This window comes from Demequina sediminicola (assembly GCF_000975055.1).
GTDB lineage: Bacteria > Actinomycetota > Actinomycetes > Actinomycetales > Demequinaceae > Demequina > Demequina sediminicola.
In genome coordinates, this window is record NZ_BBRB01000001.1 from 715,678 (window position 1) to 736,422 (window position 20,745).

The 20,745-nt window shown below is 64.0% G+C and carries 18 protein-coding genes; 5 read left to right on the forward strand and 13 right to left on the reverse strand.

The features are described 5' to 3' along the window. Positions 1-589: 589 nt before the first annotated feature. On the reverse strand, positions 590-2,440 hold the full coding sequence (locus tag AOP79_RS03390) for a bifunctional copper resistance protein CopD/cytochrome c oxidase assembly protein (RefSeq protein WP_062070410.1): 1,851 nt from the start codon (positions 2,438-2,440) through the stop codon (positions 590-592). A gap of 69 nt (positions 2,441-2,509) precedes the next feature. Between AOP79_RS03390 and AOP79_RS03395 the strand changes: the two genes are divergently transcribed. Continuing rightward, complete coding sequence (locus AOP79_RS03395) at positions 2,510-3,688, forward strand: winged helix DNA-binding domain-containing protein (RefSeq protein WP_152647980.1); 1,179 nt, start codon at positions 2,510-2,512, stop codon at positions 3,686-3,688. A gap of 7 nt (positions 3,689-3,695) precedes the next feature. Here the strand turns inward: AOP79_RS03395 and AOP79_RS03400 are convergent, their stop codons facing one another. The 7 genes from AOP79_RS03400 to hisC all read right to left on the reverse strand — a co-directional run bounded on the left by AOP79_RS03400 (position 3,696) and on the right by hisC (position 11,443). Beyond that, complete coding sequence (locus tag AOP79_RS03400) at positions 3,696-4,946, reverse strand: MFS transporter (RefSeq protein ID WP_062070412.1); 1,251 nt, start codon at positions 4,944-4,946, stop codon at positions 3,696-3,698. After that, positions 4,943-6,418 carry a dihydrolipoamide acetyltransferase family protein gene (locus tag AOP79_RS03405; protein WP_062070414.1) on the reverse strand — a complete coding sequence of 492 codons (1,476 nt, stop codon included), beginning with the start codon at positions 6,416-6,418 and terminating at the stop codon, positions 4,943-4,945. The genes AOP79_RS03400 and AOP79_RS03405 overlap by 4 nt, the downstream gene beginning before the upstream one ends. 10 nt (positions 6,419-6,428) lie before the next feature. Then, the gene (locus AOP79_RS03410) at positions 6,429-7,442 is read right to left on the reverse strand and encodes an alpha-ketoacid dehydrogenase subunit beta (RefSeq protein ID WP_062070416.1); all 1,014 of its coding nucleotides are present in this window, start codon (positions 7,440-7,442) and stop codon (positions 6,429-6,431) included. Position 7,443: 1 nt separating this feature from the next. Further along, positions 7,444-8,571: a pyruvate dehydrogenase (acetyl-transferring) E1 component subunit alpha gene (pdhA, locus tag AOP79_RS03415; RefSeq protein WP_062070418.1), complete on the reverse strand. Its 1,128-nt coding sequence runs from the start codon at positions 8,569-8,571 to the stop codon at positions 7,444-7,446. 92 nt (positions 8,572-8,663) lie between these two features. After that, positions 8,664-9,413, reverse strand: a complete 750-nt coding sequence (locus AOP79_RS03420; protein WP_062070420.1) for an ABC transporter ATP-binding protein — start codon at positions 9,411-9,413, stop codon at positions 8,664-8,666. Further along, positions 9,400-10,254 (reverse strand): ABC transporter permease, encoded by an 855-nt coding sequence (locus AOP79_RS03425; RefSeq protein WP_062070422.1) that lies wholly within the window; start codon positions 10,252-10,254, stop codon positions 9,400-9,402. Before AOP79_RS03425 ends, AOP79_RS03420 begins: the two co-directional genes overlap by 14 nt. Before the next feature lie 118 nt (positions 10,255-10,372). After that, complete coding sequence (gene hisC / locus AOP79_RS03430; RefSeq protein ID WP_062070424.1) at positions 10,373-11,443, reverse strand: histidinol-phosphate transaminase; 1,071 nt, start codon at positions 11,441-11,443, stop codon at positions 10,373-10,375. Positions 11,444-11,479: 36 nt separating this feature from the next. On the opposite strand from hisC, the gene AOP79_RS03435 reads away from it, so the two are divergent. Continuing rightward, positions 11,480-11,863, forward strand: a complete 384-nt coding sequence (locus AOP79_RS03435; RefSeq protein ID WP_062070427.1) for a phage holin family protein — start codon at positions 11,480-11,482, stop codon at positions 11,861-11,863. Here the strand turns inward: AOP79_RS03435 and AOP79_RS03440 are convergent. Then, the gene (locus AOP79_RS03440) at positions 11,844-13,370 is read right to left on the reverse strand and encodes a hypothetical protein (protein ID WP_062070429.1); all 1,527 of its coding nucleotides are present in this window, start codon (positions 13,368-13,370) and stop codon (positions 11,844-11,846) included. The two genes, AOP79_RS03435 and AOP79_RS03440, sit on opposite strands and share 20 nt — an antisense overlap. After that, positions 13,367-13,651 (reverse strand): hypothetical protein, encoded by a 285-nt coding sequence (locus tag AOP79_RS03445; RefSeq protein WP_152647981.1) that lies wholly within the window; start codon positions 13,649-13,651, stop codon positions 13,367-13,369. Before AOP79_RS03445 ends, AOP79_RS03440 begins: the two co-directional genes overlap by 4 nt. A gap of 103 nt (positions 13,652-13,754) precedes the next feature. On the opposite strand from AOP79_RS03445, the gene purB reads away from it, so the two are divergent. Beyond that, complete coding sequence (gene purB / locus AOP79_RS03450) at positions 13,755-15,182, forward strand: adenylosuccinate lyase (RefSeq protein ID WP_439644668.1); 1,428 nt, start codon at positions 13,755-13,757, stop codon at positions 15,180-15,182. Positions 15,183-15,286: 104 nt separating this feature from the next. On the opposite strand, the gene AOP79_RS03455 is transcribed toward purB, so the two are convergent. From AOP79_RS03455 to AOP79_RS03465, 3 genes are all read right to left on the reverse strand, one after another. Further along, positions 15,287-15,967: an MOSC domain-containing protein gene (locus AOP79_RS03455; protein ID WP_082093314.1), complete on the reverse strand. Its 681-nt coding sequence runs from the start codon at positions 15,965-15,967 to the stop codon at positions 15,287-15,289. A 98-nt stretch (positions 15,968-16,065) separates the two neighbouring features. After that, positions 16,066-16,659 (reverse strand): hypothetical protein, encoded by a 594-nt coding sequence (locus AOP79_RS03460; protein WP_062070438.1) that lies wholly within the window; start codon positions 16,657-16,659, stop codon positions 16,066-16,068. After that, a complete protein-coding gene (locus AOP79_RS03465; protein WP_062070440.1) occupies positions 16,659-17,249 on the reverse strand; it encodes an RNA polymerase sigma factor in 591 nt (196 codons plus the stop codon). Before AOP79_RS03465 ends, AOP79_RS03460 begins: the two co-directional genes overlap by 1 nt. A gap of 60 nt (positions 17,250-17,309) precedes the next feature. On the opposite strand from AOP79_RS03465, the gene AOP79_RS03470 reads away from it, so the two are divergent. Then, complete coding sequence (locus AOP79_RS03470; protein ID WP_062070441.1) at positions 17,310-18,125, forward strand: CPBP family intramembrane glutamic endopeptidase; 816 nt, start codon at positions 17,310-17,312, stop codon at positions 18,123-18,125. 30 nt (positions 18,126-18,155) lie between these two features. Continuing rightward, on the forward strand, positions 18,156-20,645 hold the full coding sequence (locus tag AOP79_RS03475; protein ID WP_062070443.1) for a lysylphosphatidylglycerol synthase transmembrane domain-containing protein: 2,490 nt from the start codon (positions 18,156-18,158) through the stop codon (positions 20,643-20,645). Positions 20,646-20,745 lie beyond the last annotated feature (100 nt).

The following is a 20,745-nucleotide window of genomic DNA, read 5'->3' on the forward strand; positions in this document are numbered from 1 at the left end:
GAGGAATCTCACGCCGCGTTGCGAGGCTGCTCTGGCGAACCAGGAAAGGGAACTTGCCGCCATGGGCAGGAAGAAGGCCCCCGGGGGTGTTCACCCCGGGGGCCCTACCCACGGCTCGAAAGTTCTCGCTGCCTGGGGATAACCCGGCGCGAAGGCTGCGATTGACGCTGCAGCCTGTCGTCTTTGTGGACAACACCTTTCGGCCAGCGACCGGTGCCGCGAGACCCTACGCCGTCACCCGCAGTGGCCGTGCTCTAGCCGTCCATGGCTGTTGCCGTGCCACGGTCTCCCGTTGTCCTGATCGCCCAGGTCACACTGCTCACCTACGCCCTTAGGCGCATCTTTACCAGGCACTTCACCCACAAACCCGAGGGTCAAGCGCCTGGTCTAGTACGCATCGGCCCTTGTGGGACCTGTTCCACGATGAACTGCGCAACCCGCTAGGACTAGTCGTACTCTCGTGGGGCTAGCGGCGCAAGCCAGATTGGGGTGAGATTTCACTCTCTGAGTTATACAGAGGTTTCTCCACAGGATCTCCCCCTTGTTCACCACCTGTTCACATCCCTGTGGACAAAATCTGTGGATAAAGCTATTCGCCGGAGCGCCGGTCGTGTTCCGTCACATCGGCCAACATGGCGTTATAGGCACGCAATTCTGCGTCGTCGTCACGCTCTGCTTGGCGGTCCTTGCGCCTCGCCTCGCGTTCATCGGAGAGCCGCCACGCAATGATCACGCCAATCGCCAACGCCAGCACCGGAAGCTCACCGATGCCCCACGCAATGTTGCCGCCGTACTGCTGATCGGTGATCGCATCAGGACCCCAGGTACGGCCCATGAGCCCAAACCAGGTGGGCGCCAGCAACACTTCAGAGGCCGCGAGCGACACTCCAAAGAATGCGTGGAACGCCATGGTTGAGAACAGCAAGACAATCCGCAGGGGGAAGGCGGGACGTTTGGGCCCGGGGTCGATTCCCACGAGCGCGTTCGCGAAGAAGTAGCCCACCAGTGTGAAGTGGATGATCATGCCGATGTGCCCGGCATGGTTGCGCAGCGCGAACTCGAACAGCGGCGAGTAGTAGAAGACCACGAGGGAGCCAGCGAAGTTGACGGCCGCCACGATGGGATTGGCAAAGAACCGGGCGATGCGCGATTCCACGATGGTGCGGATCCATTCGCGCGGACCGCGAGTACCATCCTTGCGCGCCGGCAGAGCCCGGAGCGCCAAGGTGATGGGCGCACCGAGGGCGAGCGGAATGGGCGCCACCATCACCAGGAGCATGTGCTCCACCATGTGGCCCGAGAACGTGACCATGCCGTAGACCGTGGGTGCACCCTGCGTGATCCACAACATGACAGTCATGCCGACAAGGAACGATGCTGTCCGGTACCAGGGCCAGGAGTCGCCGCGGCGGCGCAGGCGAATGACCCAGCGGACGTACACCAGCGCCATGGCCAGCACCACAAAGAGGGAGAGGATCTCGAGTCGCCACTGGATGATCCAGTTGAGGGCCGATGGTGCGGGCGGCAATCCGTATCCCGTGAGGAAGTAGGCGGGGGTCGGGTCCTCGACGGCGACGATGGGGACCGGCGGCGCTGTTCCGGACATCACCACGGCGATGATGATGACGGCCGCAATGGCGGCGACGTCGACGGTGAGGATGCGCCAGAACTTGGTGCGTACGTGCTCGTCGGAAAGTTTGGGAAGCGCCACTCGCCGGTGCCATGCTGCGAGTCCCACGGCCAGCGCCATCAGGGCGATCTTCGCTGTCAACAGCCATCCGTAGGTGGTCGTGACGAAGTCCGCTGGCGAGTCAATACGCACCCAGGCGTTCGCAGCGCCAGAGACCACGAGCGCCACGGCAGCCCAGATCATGATCTTGGAACTGCGGATCACAGCGTTCTTGGCGTCCAGTCCTAGAGGCTTGCGCATGAGCGCCAGCGCACCGAGCATCCCCATCCACAGCGCGGATCCGCCCAGGTGCAGGAACATCGCAGAGGTCGCGAGGTGGTGATCCGTGGCGCCAGCCGCGTGGCCGGTCTGGGCCTGCCACCCCAAGGCCCACAGGAGCGGAACCATGGCCCAGGCTGCGCTCGCTGGGGTGCGGACAAGTCCAGCCACGATGGACACAAAGAGTGCCGCAATAGCCATCTGCAGGTAGGCCTGACCCAACGGGATGGTGGTCGCGAAGGACCACACTTCTTCAACAAATCTCGATGGCGCGATGGCGTCGTTCCGAATGTAGGCGTACGAGATGAAGATGTAGGCCACGGCAGAGAGAGCCCATACGGCGGCGCTGATCCGGGCGATCGTGCTGGCGCGCTCGGCAGCTGCGTGACGCGCGGGAACGATCGCGACAATCATCAGCAGGGCGCCGGCGGTCATCCCGAGGGCAATATCGCGGACGGCACCGGTCATGGTGACAAGGGTGTCGATGGGCACGCCACAAGGGTACGCGGCGTGAGCGGGCCTGTGGACGCACGTGTCACAGGCAACCATTAGCGTGAACGCATGATGACTCGTGAGCAGGTTCGGGCGCTCCGCATGCATGCGTTGGGGCTGGACTCGCCGCGCATGTCGTCCGTCGACGAGGTGGTGACATGGTTCGGCGCAATGCAGGCTCAAGATCTCGCGAGCGGCCTGTGGTCGCTAGGGATGCGTCTGGCCCCTGGGCAGCCTCGGGGCGTTGCCGACGTCCGGGCCGCGTTGGAGCGTGGCGAGGCACTTCGCACGTGGCCGATGCGCGGGACCATTCATCTCGTCCCATCGCGTGATGCACGGTGGATGCTCGACTTGATGGGAGCCAAGCCGCTCGCGGGTGCACCCAAGCGTCGTGCATATCTGGGGCTCACAGACGAGGATGCTGAACGGGCACTCGCCGTATTGCGAGAGGCTCTCGCGGGCAGACGCCTCACGCGCACCCAATGTGTCGAGGCACTCTCGGAGGCTGGCGTGCCCACGTCGTCGCAGCGCGCCTACCATTTGCTGTGGTTCGCAGCGCAGTCGGGCGTCACATGCATTGCGGCCGATGTTGATGGCGAGCAAGCGTTCGCACTCCTCGGTGAGTGGGCGCCCGAGCAGGTGGAGTTTGACCGCGATACGGCGTTGGCGACTATCGCTGGGCGGTATTTTCGCAGCCACGGTCCCGCGACCGTCAAGGACTTCTCTCGCTGGACGGGGTTGGGTATGCGCGAATGCCGGGCGGGTATTGAGGCTGCGAGCTCCGGAGGGGCGAGAGCCGACGAGCGCAGTGTCGAATTGCACAGCATTGAGTTACGCAGCATCGACACTGAGGACGGGCCGATGGTCGTGGCGGCTCACACGCTCGACGCTGACCCCATCGAGGCTTCGGTGTGGACGATTCCGCCGGGCTTCGACGAGTACATGCTTGGCTACGGCGATCGCTCGGGATTTGTCACCGAGCAGGGCTTCGCCCGCGTCGTCCCTGGCAAGAATGGCGTGTTTCGGTCAACACTCGTGCGCGAGGGATCAGTCATCGGAACGTGGAAGCGTACGGAGCAGGCCTCCGGCGTATCCGTGGCGATCGAGCCATTCGCGCCTCACGAGTTGGCCGCCGATGCCGAGGGTTCCTTTGCGCTGAGCACCACTGAGCGTGACGAAGTAGAGCGCCAGTTCGCTCGCTACGGCGAGTTCTTGGGCCAACCGCTCACGGTGACGTGGGCCGAATAGACCGCGTTTACTCTGCGGCGGTCGCCACCTCACGTGCGTAGCGCACCAGCACCCAGATCAACGGAATGAGCACCACGATTCCCGCGAGGGAAAGCCCCACATAGCCGGCATTAGCCAGCACCACGCCTGACAGCAAACCGGCCGTTGCCCCAGCCAGTCCCATCACCAGGTCTGCGACTCCTTGAATGTCAGTGGGGGCAGCATCGGCGTGATGCGACACCACAGCGATCATCGTGGCGCACGCCACGGTCACAGCCGACCAACCCAGGCCCAACAGCACTAGTCCCACCGTCGCCAACATCTCAGCGGTGTGGTGCGACCCACCACTGCGCGTCACCCATCCAGACGATGCCGTGAATCCGCACGCGATCACCAGGCCCACCACGCCCAATGCCACGACTGCACGGGCACCCCACCTGTCGCTGAGCCAACCGAACAAGGGCGCCAGTATGTACATCCCCGCCACGTGCGCGCTGATGACAATGCCCACAAAGGTGAGCGACGATCCATGTCCATGCAAATGGACGGATGTCATGACCATCACACCGACCATCACCGCATGGCCTGACGCCATTCCCACCAGACTCAATCGCCCAGCCGGGTTTGCCCACACCACGCGAACGGTGTCACGGATCTTGCGTTTGGGCGGAACAGTGGCTGGCACCGGGGTCCGCAATCCGACCGCGATCACCACGGTCGCGAGCGCCAACGCGATGATCGCGAAGAGCCATGGGCCACCCAAGGGTGCTCCCGCCAGGCTTTCGCCCAAGCGTGAACCTGGTTCGAGGAGGTTGGGGCCTAGGATCGCGCCGATCGACGACGCCCACACCACGACCGACAGCACGAGGCCACGGCGCGCATCGGGCACGCCATCGGTCGCCGCGAAGCGTGCCTGCAAACCCGCGGCCATGCCCGCCCCGACAACGAGGCTCGCCACGACAAGGAGCGGCAGACTTCGCGTCAGCGCCGATGCGAGGGCGAGTCCCGCTCCGATCGAGGCAATCGCATAGCCAAGGCTGAGGGCCCGCCGTCGACCGGCCCGCCCTGCCAGCCTCGCGAGTGGCACGGCCGCCAATGCGGAACCGAGCACCATACCGGTCTGGGGCAGCCCTGAGAATGCGGCAGTGCCAGCGATGTCCTCAGCGAGCAGTCCGCCCACGGACACTCCGGCTGCGACACCGGTCCCGGCAATGAGTTGTGACGAAGCAAGGACCGCAACCTTCGATGTGATGGAGGTCGGGGCCGGCACCTCGGTCATGCCCAAACAAGTCCCTGGGATGGGTCGTTCATGACACGGCCCACGTCAGCAAGCACGCGGGCGCCGAGTTCGCCGTCCACAAGGCGGTGGTCGAAGCTGAGTGCGAGTTGCGTGACCCATCGGATCTGGATCTCGCCCTCGTGGACCCACGGCTGCTGACGGATCGAGCCAAAGGCCAAGATCGCGGCCTCGCCGGGGTTGAGGATGGGCGTACCGGTGTCGATGCCCAGGGCACCCACGTTGGTGATCGTGATGGTGCCGTCTGACATCGCTGCGGGAGTGGTCCGTCCCGCGCGTGCGGCTGCGGTCAAGTCCATCAACTCTGAGGCCAGGTCGTGCAGGGACAGGCGGTGAGCGTCCTTGATGTTCGGCACCACCAGTCCGCGAGGCGTCGATGCAGCAATGCCTAGGTTCACGTAGTGCTTGTAGATGATCTCCTGCGCCGCGTCATCCCACGAAGCGTTGGCCTCCGGGTGGCGTCGGATCGACAACAGAAGGGCCTTGGCGACAATCAGCAGTGGAGTGACACGGACGTCCTGGAAGTCGCGGTCCTCCTTGAGGCGGCGCACCAAGTTCATGGTCTCTGTGACGTCTACGGTGAGGAACTCGGTGACGTGGGGAGCGCTAAACGCGCTCTGCACCATGGCCTCCGCTGTGCGCTTGCGGACCGACTTCACCGGGACACGCGTGGAGCGACCGTCCGATGCTGTGGTGCCGGCTTCGAGCCACGGCTGGTCGTCGCCAGCATAGGTCGCGAGGGTCTGCGCCGCGGTGGACTTCACGCGCTGCTCGACGTCTTCACGCGTGACGAGGCCCCCAGGGCCAGACGGGGTAATCGTGGTGAGGTCCACACCCAACTCCTTGGCGAGCTTTCGCACCGGAGGCTTGGCCAACACGGGGTACTGGTGCGCGTCCTGCTCCCCTCCCACCGGGTCAAGGGCATCGGCCTTACGTGGACGACGCGTCGCGCTTCCAGCCTTCACGCCGTAGCCCACGAGCACTGCGCCCGAGCCTTCGCTCGTCGTCTCCGAAACCGGTGCCGGGGCCGCGGGTTCAGGTGCTGACGGCGCAGACACCGGCGACTCTGCAGACCCGGCCGATGCGGCCGATGCGGCGGATGCAGTTGATGGGGCGGATGCAGTTGATGGGGCGGACGGAGCGGAGGGGGCGGAGGTAGCCGACGAATCCGACTGAGCGGAGCCGTCTGCAGGCGCACCTTCACCCTCGGGGTCGACGTCGACTTCCAGAATCGGTGCACCGACCTCGACCGTGTCGCCCACCTCAACGATGAGCTTGGTGACCACACCCGTGAACGGGCTGGGGAGTTCTACGAGCGACTTCGCGGTCTCGATCTCAACGATAGGTTGGTTCACCGTAATGGTGTCCCCCACCGCAATGTGCCACGCGACAATGTCCGCTTCCGTCAGACCCTCGCCCGCATCAGGAAGGTTGAACTGCTCAAATGTAGGCATCCGGTGCTCCTCAGTGGCGCGTCACTCGGTCAACGGCGTCTAGAACGCGGTCAACATCGGGCAGGTAGTCGTGCTCGAACTTGGCTCCAGGGTAGGGGGTGGAGAACCCTCCGACTCTGAGCACAGGCGCATGAAGGTGGAAGAAGGCCTGCTCAGTGATGCGTGACGACAGTTCCGCACCTGAACCAAAGTTGGTCGGAGCCTCATGAACGATGACCGCGCGGCCGGTCCGCTTGACCGACTTCACAACGGTGTCGGAGTCCATGGGCGAGATGGAGCGCAGGTCAATGACTTCGACCGACTTGCCTTCCTTGGACGCAACCTCTGCGGCCTGCAATGCGAGACGCATCGTCGGACCGTAGGCAATGAGCGTGACGTCCTTGCCCTGGCGAGCGACCCGAGCACGGCCCATCTCCGCAGTGGCGGCAGCGACTCCCCCGTCACTTGCCAACTGCGCGGGCACGCGCTCCACATCGACCTCGCCCTTGTCCCAATAGCGAGCCTTGGGCTCAAAGAACATGACTGGATCAGGGCATGCGATGGCCTGCTGAATGAGGTCGAAAGCGTCCTGCGGGCTCGCGGGCGACACGGCACGCAAGCCGGCAGTGTGCGCGAAAAGCGACTCAGGGCTCTCGGAGTGATGCTCCACCGCACCAATGCCACCGGCGAAGGGCACACGAATCACCACGGGAAGGTTGATCATTCCGCGCGACCGGTAGTGCATCTTGGCCAACTGCGTGGTGATCTGGTTGTACGCCGGGAAAATGAAGCCATCAAACTGGATCTCGATGACCGGGCTGTAACCGCGCATCGCCATACCGATGGCAGTTCCGACAATTCCGGATTCAGCCAACGGGCTATCCATGACTCGATCATCGCCAAAGTCTTTGTGCAGTCCGTCGGTGACACGGAAAACGCCACCGAGCTTGCCAATGTCTTCACCCATCAAGGTGACCTTGGGGTCGCGCTCCATCGCCGCGCGCATGCCAGCGTTAATGGCACCGGCCATCGTCATTGTGGCCATCTCAGTTGCCTCCCTCGACGTCAAAGGAGCGTTGGTAGCGCTCAAACCAGGCGCGTTCCGCCTCGACGCCACTGTGGGGCAGGGCGTACACATCGTTGAACATGTCCATGACGTCGGAGCGGGTCCACGACTTCACTGTCTCGCGCGTGCGCTTGCCCAGCTCCTCGGCCTCCGCAGCAACCTCACCGCGGTACTCGTCGGAGAGTTCGCCTCGTGCCGTCAAGTAAGCGTCCAACCGGGCGATCGGATCGCGTTCCGCCCAGAAGGCTTCCTCCGCCGAGTCGCGGTAGCGGCTGGGGTCGTCGGACGTGGTGTGTGCACCCATGCGGTACGTGAGCGCTTCAACGAACACCGGGCCCTTGCCCGAACGCGCATGGTCCAGAGCCCACTGGGTCACGGCGTAGCAGGCAATGACGTCATTGCCGTCGACGCGGACACTCGGCATTCCGGCGCCCTTGCCGCGTTCCGCGATGGGCACGCGGGTCTGGCGGATGACTGACTCGGAGATGGCGTACTGGTTGTTCTGGCAGAAGAACACCACTGGGGCGTTGTACACCGACGCAAACGTGAGGGCCTCAGAGATGTCGCCCTGCGACGTGGCGCCGTCCCCGAAGTACGCCACGGTTGCCCCGTCACGCTCGGGATCGCCGTTGCCGACCATGCCGTCGCGGCTCATGCCCATTGCGTAGCCGGTGGCGTGCAGCGCGTGGGCGCCAATCACCAGGGTGTACAGGTGGAAGTTGTGCTCGCGGGGGTCCCACGCACCGTGCTGGAGACCGCGGAAGATGCGGAGGATCTCGACAAGGTCAACGCCGCGGGTGTGTGCCACCCCGTGTTCGCGGTAGGACGGGAACACGTAGTCGTTGCCGTTGAGCGCACGGCCGGAGCCGATCTGTGCGCCCTCCTGCCCCCATGACTGCACCCACAGGCCCAGCTCACCCTGGCGCTGCAGGCTTGTTGCCTCGAGGTCGAACGCACGCACGATGGTCATGTCGCGCCACATTTCGCGCAGCTCTTGGGCGCTCAGGTGTGCCGCATAAGCGGAAAAGGTCGGATGGTCAACGGGCTCACCAGTGTGGGTAAGCACCTGGACCAGGCCGTCGGTCGATAGTGGGCCCGATGCGCTCACGCGTGCTCCTTCTCGGTCAGGGCAGGTTTGCCCGAGAAACGTAACTTACGCAAGCGTAGGCTACGGCACCGTAGGTTGTAAACCCGTACTGGCTAGTGGTGAGCCTGGTACGCGTCGATGACCTCGTCGGGATCGCCATCCATCTTGAGTTCACCGTGGTCAATCCAGAGCACGCGGTTGCATGTTTCACGGATCGAACTCATCGAGTGGCTCACCAGGAACACCGTTCCGGCACGCTCTCGCAGGTCACGGATGCGCTTCTCGCTCTTACGCTTGAAGTCACGGTCACCCACCGCGAGCGCTTCATCAACCAGCAGGATGCGGTGGTCTCGCGACACGGCAATCGAGAACCGGAGGCGCGCCGACATTCCGGACGAGTAGGTCTTCATCGGCATATCAATGAACTCGCCCAGACCGGAGAACTCAACGATGTCCTTATAAGACTCCTGGGCCTCGGCAATGGAGTGACCCAATGCCAGCGAGCCCAAAATCACGTTCTTCTCACCGGACAGCTCTGCCAACAGCGCAGCGTTGACACCGAGAAGCGCGGGACGCGAGGACGCGTACACGGTTCCCTGTGCCGGAGCCTGCAGGCCAGCAATCGCACGCATCAGCGTGGACTTGCCTGAGCCGTTGTGTCCGATCACGCCGATGCTCTCGCCCTCGCGCACCACGAAGGACACACCGCGGACGGCTCGCACTACACGAACGCCGCGCTGACGACGCAGGATATTGCGGCTATTTCCTGCCGCCTTACCTGAAGCAAATGTCTTGTAGTGAATGTGGACGTTGTCCGCGATGACCGCGGGTGCACCCAAATCGACGTCATTAGTCGTGGCCATAACGCTCCTCCGCCTTCCAGAAGAACCACACGCCAAACGTGAGCATGACGACGGCAGAAATAATGGCAACCCACCACATGAACCCAGTGACAGGGTTGCCCGAGACCATGTAGCCACGAATCAGCGCGATGAAGTCGTGGACGGGGTTGAGCTGTGCAAGTTTCAGTAGCTTGGGGTCATCGATCACGAGCTCAAGCGAGTAGAAGATGCCCGAGGCGTAGAAGAACAGGCGTGTGATCAGCGGGATGATCTGGCTCACGTCACGCAAGTGCACTGTGAGCCGAGCCACGACCAGGGCGACGCCCAGGTTGAACATCGTCATCACGGCCAACACGGGGATCGACATGAGCCACCACCATGTGATGGGCTCGCCGACAATCACCAGGATGACGCCCAGCACCACCATCATCGGAACCATTTCCATGACGTGGCGCGTGATGAGCGACACCGGCAGAAGCATGCGCGGGAAGTTCAGCGAGCGCACGAGCGCTGCATCACCCACGATCGCTCGCGACCCCATGCCGAATGCCTTGGAGAAGTACTCAAAGACGAAGACACCTGCCACCAAGAAGGCGATGAAGTTGTCTGGCCGAGTGTCGCTCGGCATGATGACGCCAAAGATGAATCCGTACAACAGTGCGTTGAGGATGGGCTTGAGGACAATCCATCCAAGGCCCAGGCGGTTCTCTTCCACGGAGGCTTGCACGCGGTAACGCGCCATCGTGTAGATGAATGCCCGGCGCTTCCACACAGAGACGAGGTATTCGCCAAGCGGGGGACGCGCGCCAACGCGCTCCAAGCCGGATTCGCGTGCTAGACGCGCAAGATCAGTATCGGTCACAGTTCTCCTTGAGCAACGAGTGTCAGGGCGACTTGCTCGCGTACGCACTCAAACCCGTACAAGATACCAGTGGCAATCAACACGGCACCATCATAAGTGTCGTGCGCGCGCAACGTCATCAGGCGAGTTCCGAGAGCGCGCGGACCAAGGCATCGTTCTGTTCGGGTGTGCCGATGGTGACCCGGATGCCCTCGGACACGAAAGGCCGCACCAAGAGTGCCGGCTCGCGCCCTGCCAACGCTTGAGCGATGGGGACGGCGCGTTCGCCGGCCGGGAGCCACACAAAGTTTCCTTCGGTGACGGGGATATCCCACCCCAATTCGCGCAGGGCGTTCCGCAGGCGTGGCCGCTCAGTGACAACGGCTTCGACGCGCTCCATCAGTTCGTCGTCCGCATCGAGCGAGGCAAGTGCTGCTGCTTGTGCCAGGGAGGATACGGAGAACGGTGTCACGCACGCGCGCACTGGACGGATAAGTTGCGCGGATCCGACGGCAAAGCCGACGCGCGCTCCAGCAAGGCCGTAGGCCTTCGAGAACGTGCGGGTCAGCACGAGGTTCGGGTGGCGGTCGAGTGCGGCAAGGCCGTTGACTGTCTCGGGGTCTCGCCCGAACTCCACATAGGCCTCGTCGAGCACCACCAGCACCCGACGAGGGACTTGTGCCATGAAGTCCTCGAACTCGTCGTGGCGGATGGATGGCCCGGTGGGGTTGTTGGGCGAACACACAATCACGACTTTTGTCTGGTCCGTCACAGCGGCCGCCATCGCGTCCAGGTCGTGGCGGGCATCGGCTGTCAACGGCACGGGAACTGCGTGCGCTCCTGCGATGGGGACGAGGATGGGGTACGCCTCGAAGCTGCGCCAGGCGAACACCACTTCGTCACCAGGACCGGTGTAGGCCTGCAAGAGATGCTGAAGGACAGCAACGGATCCCCCGCCAACTGAGACCTGGTCTGGTGCCACGGAGAGGCGTTCTGCAAGGCGCTCATGGAGTTCGACGGCGAACATGTCTGGGTAGCGGTTGATACCTTCCGCGGCGGCCGACATCGCAGACACCACACTCGGCAATGGCCCAAAGGGCACCTCGTTGGAGGACAACTTGATGGGCGGCAGGCTGTCTGCTGCGCCGCGAGCGCCAGGGACATAGGCGGGAAGTTCTGCGACCGCCGGACGCGGCACGGGAAGAGTCATAGATACCAATATGACAGGTGTGGAAGACTCTCCGTCATGAAGTTTGTGCTGAGAGCTGTTGCCATGGGCCTCGCTGTGTGGGTCACTACGCTGCTTCCCCTCGATGTTGCTGTGGTGGGTGGCGAGAGTGAATGGTGGACCCGCGCCCTGGTGTTCCTGGCTGTGGGTGCACTGCTGCAGCTCATGAACCAGGTGATCAAGCCCGTCATCTCCGTACTGGCGCTACCCATCACGATTCTGACGCTGGGCCTCTTTACCCTCGTCATCAATTGGTTCATTCTGTGGCTGGCGGCGTGGCTCACCACCTTTGTCCCCGACATCACCCTCGAGCTCGGCGGGTTCTGGGTCACTTTGGGTGCGGCTTTGGTGATCGCGATCACATCGGGCATCGTCAACGGGCTCACGGGCTCGAAGTCGTAGCGCCCGGCACGCCACCTCCGTCCTGAACTGAGGGCGCTGCGGCTTCCGGCATATACAAAGTGCTGGATACCGTTCCATCGGTGAAGGCGCTAGCGCTCGCCACAAACGCCTCGACGGACGGCGCCTGCAGCGCGTCCACTTCTCGCGCAGCCTGCTCATACGTTTCCAGCGAATGCGCACCAAGGGGATTCTCTGCGCGCGCCGCGAGGTGCGGATCGGACGATGAGCGAACGTCCGTGCGCACCACAGTCTCGTTGGCGGCCGGACGAGATGCGTCCCCATCTGTGCCCGGTATTGGGTCGGACTCGTCGGTGATCTCGATGTATTGAATCCCTGGCACCCGGGGGATGTCTCCGGTGGGGCCCGCAACTCCGACTACGTGCGTGATGTGAAACTCGCTTCGCACTCCTTCGAATGCGGCAATGGAGTAGGCGGCATGACTGCCTTGAGAATGCCCCACGAGCATCACGGGAGCATCGGCCGGAATGCCGTGCTCTCTCATTGCTGCGATCGCCACTGCCGCGTAGTCCGTCACTGACTCGACCGGGGTGTTGATGTCACCTGCTGCGCCAGCGAAGTTGTTCGCCCAGTCAGCGGGATTGAGGTCGGAGAGCGTGTTGTCGCTGGTGCCCGGGATATTGACGATGTATGCCTCACTCCCATCAGGCGCAGTGACAGTGTCGATTGTGATGCCGCCGTGAGCCTCATGTGCCGTGTCGCCAAGGCGCTCAACCACATCGCCCACGGTCTCCGATGCGTTCACTGGAGATTGTGCGGGCGTGGCCACCACGCCAGCCACGCGCGGCTCGCTTGCCGCCCTCTCCAACGCATGCATCACCACGCCGCCGGCGGTCGCCAGTGCCTGAAAGGTCGACATGTGCGCGCGTTGGGTGTGCCTGTCTTGAGACCGGTCGAGCGTCCCCAGGAGCCCACCCACCATCTGCTGATTGACAATGCCGGTCAAGGCGGGGCCTCGCTCCGGTCTGATCTTGTCACCTATGGGATCTTTGCCCGTGACGACACCGATGAGTCCCGGCGGCGTGAAGGTCCACTGCAGGGATCCCCAGGCACGTGACGCCCATACGTGCAGGCCCCAGACATCGCCGGCGGCCCGCTGGGCTCTGCGGAGCGGACCAAAGGCGCCCAGCGCCCCCATCTGCGCCTCGACCTGACGTTCTGCGTCGTCATAGTGCCGTGCGACCGCACTCTGGTCGCGCGCAGTTGCCGTGATGTCGGACACCAAGAAGGAAGCGAAGCCGCCGCCCCAGCGCGCACTGGCGAGGTACCGGTTTGCACGCTGAAGCCACGGCAATACTTCTGGCTCGGCTTTGTGTTGTTGTTCTTCGATCTGTTGGAACGCCTGCTCCAAGTAGCGGTGGCAGTCGTCGACGTGTCCGGCTACGGCATCGAGCACCGCGCTGGCGGTCGTCAGGTCCTCCGTGACGGCCTGGGTTCCGGCCGCGCCTCCGCGCACCATGATCGGAGTGTCACCGTCGCATTGCGTCATTGTCCGTACCTTCCTGCCACGGTGGCTGCGGCAGTGCACGCGTCTTGTGCCTCAAGTACCCGGGCTTCCAGTGTTGTGAGGTCGTAATCGTGTGAGTCAAGGACTGCACGGTAGGCGTCCGCGGCAACCGAGACCCACTCGACTGTGGCCGCGCTCGTGAGCGCAGCGCGTGCCGCAGCGACTGCTTCGACTGCTTGGGTGAGGTCGTAATGAGGCAAGTAGAGCGGGGCGGGTGGAGCGGGTGGTGGGAGCGCAGAGCCAGGGTCTGATGCGAGCGTCATGGCGATCACGGTAGAGACGGCACCTCTGTAGCCACACGTACCGGCTGACATCTGTGGATATCGCGTCTAGGGCGCCACGCCTGTGCATGACAGAATGAGGGCCGTGACCTCTTGGAACCCCGCCGCATACGCCTCTCTCGCCGACGTTCAGCCCGCTATCGCGATCACCCCGCTTGATGGCCGCTACCGCGCAGCAGCAGCACCGCTGATCGATCACCTCTCGGAGCCCGCGCTCAACCGCGCCCGCCTCTTTGTTGAGGTGGAATGGTTCATCCACCTGTGTGAAACGCAGGCCGTCCCCGGGACCCGTGCTCTGACCGCAGAGGAAACCGCGCTCCTGCGTGACATCCCCGCCACGTTCGACGCCGCCGGCATCGCCGAGCACGCGGAAATCGAGAAGGTCACCGTCCACGACGTCAAGGCCGTCGAGTACTACATCAAGCGCCGCATCGAAGGCACCTCCTTGGAGGCGCTCAGCGAGCTCGTGCACTTCGCGTGCACGTCAGAAGACATCAACAACCTGTCCTACGCACTCATGGTCAAGGGCGCAGTGGAACAGGCATGGCTCCCCGCAGCCACCTCCCTGGTGAGTGACATCGCGACCCTGGCCGAGGCATCGGCCGGACAGCCGATGCTGTCCCGCACCCACGGACAGACGGCCACCCCCACCACGCTCGGCAAGGAACTGGGCGTTCTCGCTCACCGCCTCAACCGTCAGCTGAACCGGGTCCGCCAGCAGGAATACTTGGGCAAGATCAACGGCGCAACGGGCACGTACGGCGCGCACACCGCCGCCGTTCCTGGCACCGACTGGGTCGAGGTGTCGCGCACGTTCGTCGAGGGCTTGGGTCTGACCTGGAACCCTCTGACGACGCAGATTGAAAGCCACGACTGGCAGGCCGAGCTGTACGCCGACGTGGCACGCTTTGGTCGCATCCTGCACAACCTCGCCACCGACGTGTGGACTTACATTTCGCTGGGCTACTTTGCTCAGGCCGCGGCCAAGGGCTCGATTGGGTCTTCCGCAATGCCACACAAGATCAACCCCATCCGCTTTGAGAACGCCGAGGCAAACCTCGAGATCTCCGCGGCCCTGTTCGACACGCTGGGCTCCACGCTCGTCACGAGCCGCCTCCAGCGCGACCTCACAGACTCCAGTTCGCAGCGCAACATCGGTGCCGCCTTTGGTCACTCGATGCTCGCCATCGACAACGTCCGTCGCGGCCTGAGCACCCTCAGCGTCAACGCCGCCGCACTGGACGCGGACCTCGACAGTTCGTGGGAGGTCCTGGCAGAGCCCATCCAGTCCGCGATGCGCGCCGCTGCAATTGCTGGCGTGCCTGGCATGGAGAACCCTTACGAGCGTCTCAAGGACCTCACCCGCGGGCAGGTCATTGATCAGGACGCGATCCGTGCGTTCGTCGGCGACCTGGAACTCCCAGAGGACACCAAGGACCGTCTGGCCAACCTGACGCCTGGCACCTATGTGGGGCTCGCAGAGCAGCTGGTGGAGCGCTACCTCAAGGTCTAGCAGCTACACAACCGCTCCACCTGCGCCCTGGCGGTCGCTCAGTGCTCATACCGAGCGGTTGCGGGCACTGAGACACCACCAGGAGACATTGCCAGGAAGTCACCTCACGACTCGACGGCGTCGCCCACCGCGATCACGCCTGGAGTCACCACGCTCAGGTAGACCGCTGCCTTCAGGTCGCGGGTCGCGCCCAGGGCCTTCAACCAGGAGGTCTGCCCATCCACGCCGTCCTGGGCCAGATCAATAGTGCGGCACCGCGTGACACGCTTCACCGTCGCTAGCTCTGCCGACCCGATGCGTATGTGACCGTCCCACTCCTCTTCCTCGAACGGGCGCTCGGTCTCGACCACAAGGTTCACGCGGAGGCGGCGAGGGTCCGCATCAATGCCGAGTTCACGCGCACACCACTCGAGCGTCGCGGTGCCGATCAGCGAGATGGGACTGTCGTCGAAGTGCTTCACGTCGTTCTCGGCGGCCACGCGCACCGATGCGTCGAAGTCCGCCGCGAGCGCGGCATCGGCGCTCGTGTCTCCAGCAATCCACGTGCCGGCTGGCCCCGAAATCTCGACGCCTTCTGCGGTGGTCCGTGCGGCGTATTCAAAGACTCGGTCGTGACGGACAAAGCGCTTGCCGTTCTTGCCGCAAGCCAGCCTCGACTCCTCGTCGCGCACCGCCCAGGCTCGGTCGCCGACCAGACCGCGGCCGTCAATGTCGACGGACTCGAGGGACTCGCCGCCCATAGCTTTGACGGGATAGCGACGGATGGACACCACGCGAAGGGACATAAGAAGACAATAGAGCCGATGCGCAGGTCACGACCCGCGCATCGGCTCCACTGGGGTGAGATGGCGTCACCCGGCAGCGCCAGGACACAGGCGATGCACTACTCCAGGGGGGTCCGTTCGGAGGCCGGGTTCTCGGGCTTGTGACCGCCGTACCCCACCTGCACGTTGCTTGGTTTCCCCGGAAGGTCGTCGGGCGTTACTTCCGCCCACACCGTCTCGCCATCAATCTGGTCTTCGAAGACATAGGTGCCGGCATCGTTCGCCTTCAACAGGAACTGTGAGCCGTCCGCCACCGTCAGGATCGCAGTGTTCGGCTCATCCCCTGGCACGAGTGAGGACAGGATCTCTCCGGTGGCAGCGTCTTGTGCGGAGTACCACTGGGTGTCACCCATCGTGGAGTCGTTCAACGGTGCCGGGCTCTGGGTGTCTATCGAGGCATCGGCTGTCAGCGACGTCGCTGGGGTGCCGCCCGAGGCCGGCTGCGCTTCTTCCGTGTGTCCAGGGCCAAGGTTCGCTACCCCGAGCGCGACAGCCCCAACGGAGACCGCGGCAGCGGACCCGATGCCCGCGGCGCGGACCGTCCGGCGTCGCCGAATGCGCGACCTCACCGTGCCGTGATGGGTGTCCGCGAAGTCGCCACCCCCACCCTGTGGCTGTGCGGCATCGTTCAAGAGTGAGTGCAAATCAGTCATCAGAAAGCTCCCTTCGTAGCCGGCGCCTTCACCGGCACGGTCCGTGCGTCGGCCTGCCAGTCGGCGACCGTATCGAGTTGTTCCGCGAGCCTGGCCGATGCATCGGCGAGGTATCGCTTGACGGTTCCGGGTGCGAGGTTCAAGGTGTTCGCAATCGCCGGCACCGTGAGGTCGTCATAAAAGCGCAGCACGATGCAGGCGCGCTCCCGTGGTGAAAGTGTGTGCAAGGCAGCGCGGACGTCCATCACTGCCTCGCGGTCCGGTCCGTCGGAAGCCGTCCCCTGAAGGCGCTCATGCCTGTCGTGGGCCCTACGTGCCGCATCGCGACGCCGAATCCCATCAATAAACACTGTCGGAATAGCGCGCCGCACATACGCCTCAGCCGTATTGACATGCGTGAAGGCGCGGCCCTTGGAGAAGCACTTCACCAAGGCGTCCTGAAGAACATCCTGCGCTTCCACATCGTCCTTCGTGAGAAGCCGGGCATACGCCAACAGGCCTGCGGAGCGTTCCCGCATCAGCGTTTCCAGCACTGGCTCCCATGTCGCCATCGCGGTGCCCCCTTTCGTGTGGTGTGCATTGTCGCTCATAGGACGCACCAGCACCCACGAATCGTTGGGGAACAATTTTTGCGCGGATACAGTGGCGGGGTGAGCGAGACACCACATGTCACGGACGGCACAGCAGCGAGCGCCCCTGCACTCCCCAGCAGACGCCGCCTTCGAGCCGAAGTGTTCATCGTGCTCGGGCTATCGCTTGGTTACTACGCGATCACTGCGGCGCTGCGGCTGATTGAGCGCTACCTCGCGGAACCGTCCATCGGTGAACAAGCCACCACCCTGAACCAGTCGCGTTCGGACATCGACATCATCGACATGCTCCAGCAGCTCGTGTACCAGGCCTACCTCCTGATGCCGGTGGCCTTGGCCCTCTTTCTTCTCTCGACGGGCGGCCGGCAACTGCGTCCCCTCCTCGGACTCACCGGCCCGGCCCGCGCGTGGTGGCGAGACGTGGGCATCGGCATCGGCCTTGCAGCGTGCATCGGCCTTCCGGGACTGGCGCTCTACGCAGTGGGGCGCGCGCTCGGGCAAACCGTGCGCATCGACACCTCGGGCCTTCCCGATGCCTGGTGGGCGGCCACCATCCTGCTGATCTCCGCAGCGGTGGCCGGCGTGCTCGAAGAGACCATCGTGGTGGGTTACCTCCTCACCCGACTGAAGGACCTCGGTTGGGGCGTCCCTGCGGCGATCATCGCATCGGCCCTCCTGCGAGGCGCCTACCACCTGTACCAAGGGTGGCCGATGGCGCTCGGCAACGTCGTCATGGGCCTGGTATTTGCATGGTGGTTCCACCGCACCGGCCGGCTAGCGCCGCTGATCATTGCGCACTGGACACTCGACGCCGTGTCCTTCATCGGACCCGAGGTCGTGCCGCAGGAGTGGCTCACCGAGCTCGGAATCGCGTAACAGCGCCGAAATACTTCTAGACTCAGGCCCATGGCCACCTCCGGAGAGACGCAGGAGTCGCCTGCGCAGCCGGAGGAAGTCGATCCACTGCAGGGGGTGACGGTCTTTGACGCGCCCGAACAACGGGTCCATCGCGTCACTGACTTGTTGGCCGGCATCGCCACAGTTCTGGGCATCATCCTTGCCCTGTTGTTCGGTGCCTACGGGAGTGCCACCACCGCCGGGTTCACCGAGGACGTTCGCGGCATCGCCAGTGTCCTCCAGCGCCTCCTCGTCGCTCCCGTCAACATCTTCTCCGGCATCGTCACACTGGTGGTTCCCGCGGCCGTCATCACGGACCTTGCCATTCGCCGTGAACCGCGACGCATCCTTGAAGTCCTCGCAGCCGGGGTGTTGGCGTTCATCGTGACCGTCATCGCGGCGTACACCACCACCCGCTGGGGCTCAGAGGAACTCATTGAGAGTCTCTCCATCAAGGGCCCCGAGGGCGAGCTCGTTGTCCAGCTCCCGGCCTACCTTGCGGCCGTCGGCGCAATGCTCACAGCCGCAGGATTGCGCACGACTCGCGCAGTGCTGTCGTGGTCATGGCCGATGCTGTGGATCTCGGCCGCAGTCGGCATCATCTCCGGCATCGTCACGCTCCCGGCAGCACTGACCGTGATCCTCATCGGACGCGCTTGCGGACTGCTGTTGCGCTACCTCCTCGGCTCATCGGCAGACCGCGCTTACGGCGGTGCCCTTGCCGATGGAATCCGCCGCGCCGGGTTCGAACCGAAGCGCATCATCCGTGCCGACGTTCACGACGACTACGAACCTGAAGAAGCGGACTCCGTCTCTGCGGCACTCGGGCGCACCCGTGCAGGTCGTGTCTACGACGTCACCACCGTTGAGGGCCACAAACTGGTGGTGCTCGCACTCGACGGCGACCAGCAAGCAGCGGGATTCGTCACCAAACTCTGGCAAACTGTGCGCTTCCGAGGCATCAACGCCCGCGCCGACGTCAGCCTCCGCCAAACAGCCGAGTCCACCGCACTCGTGTCCCACGCCGCTCGTACCGCTGGCGTCCGCACCGCCCGTGTCCTCGGAATGAGCCAGGCGCGCGACACCATGCTGATCGTGTACCAGCGTCCGCTTGCCGTGCGGCCGCTCTCCGAAATGAGCGGCGACGAAATCTCCGACGCCACCCTCGATGCGACATGGGAACAGCTCGATCACGCTCACAAGGCAGGAATCTCGCATCGCAAACTCAGCGGTGACACCATTCTTATTGGTGAAGCAGACGGCGTCCTCGAGCCATCCGTGTGGATCACCTCGTGGGACCTGGGCGAGGTGGCATCGTCCACGCTGTCCCGGCGGCTCGACAACGTTCAACTCCTGGCGGCACTGGGTCTCGTTGTCGGAGCGGAACGTGCGGCGGACTCGGCGTTCCGGGCACTTGGCGACGACGTCGTCGAGCAAGTCGCGCCATTGATGCAAACGATCGTGCTCCCCCGCGACACCCGCCACGCACTCAGTAGCCACAAGTCGCTGTTGCAGGACCTGCGCACCAACATCGTCGCGCAAGTCCCCGACGCGGAGGTCGAAGACCAAAACATCGTGCGCTTCGGATGGCGCACCATCTTTACGTTCGTGGCGCTCATCATCGCCGTCACCATCATCATCACTGGTTTCAACACCCAGCAGATCATCGATGCGCTGCAGACGGCCAACTGGTGGTGGATCGGCGGGGCCCTGCTGTGGGGCATGCTCACGTTTGTGGGTGCAGGTTTGGCCTTGCTGGCGTTCTCCCCCGTGTCACTACCGCCCTGGCGAGTCATCATGGCGCAAGTCGCGGCCGCCTACGTGGCGATCGCGGTCCCTGCCGGCATCGGCCCCGCTGCATTGAACCTGCGCCTCCTTACCAAGCGGAAGGTCCCTGCTCCGCTCGCGGTTGCGACGGTCGCATTGGTCCAGGTGTCCGCAGTGGTGGTGACTGTCGGTGGCTTGCTGTTGCTCACCCTGTTCACAGGTTCCGAGGGAACGCTGGCTTCGTTGCCGTCAACGTCCGTGCTGATCGGGCTCGCGGTGGTGGGTGGCGTCATCGTGGCGTTCATGCTGGTGCCAAAGGTGCGCCGCTGGGTCCTCGCGAAGGTCATGCCGCCCCTACGTCAGACGTGGCCGCGCCTCGTGCAGATCCTGGGTCAGCCATGGCGCCTGGCGATGGGTCTGGCCGGAAACCTCCTGCAGACGATCGCCTACGTGGGTGCGTTCTACTGCACCCTTGAGGCTTTCGGCCAGGAACTGGCGCTCATGGATGTGGCAGTCGTGTACTTCCTATCCAACGCCGTAGGCGCCGTCGTGCCGACGCCCGGTGGTCTGGGTGCAGTAGAGGCAGCCTTGATTGGTGGTCTGACGTCCGCTGGAGTCCCTATCTCCGTTGCCACCCCCGTGGTGCTGATCTACCGCTTCATCACCTACTGGTTGCGCATCCCGATTGGTTGGGGCGCCATGACCTGGTTGCAGCGCAAGGGTGAGCTCTAACCTCCCGCTTCCACGCCAAATGGCTCCATTTCGCTGTCATGAGTGCTTAAAGCAGCGAGATGGAGCCATTTGAGTGGTGCTTGGGGAGGGCGGTCAGGGC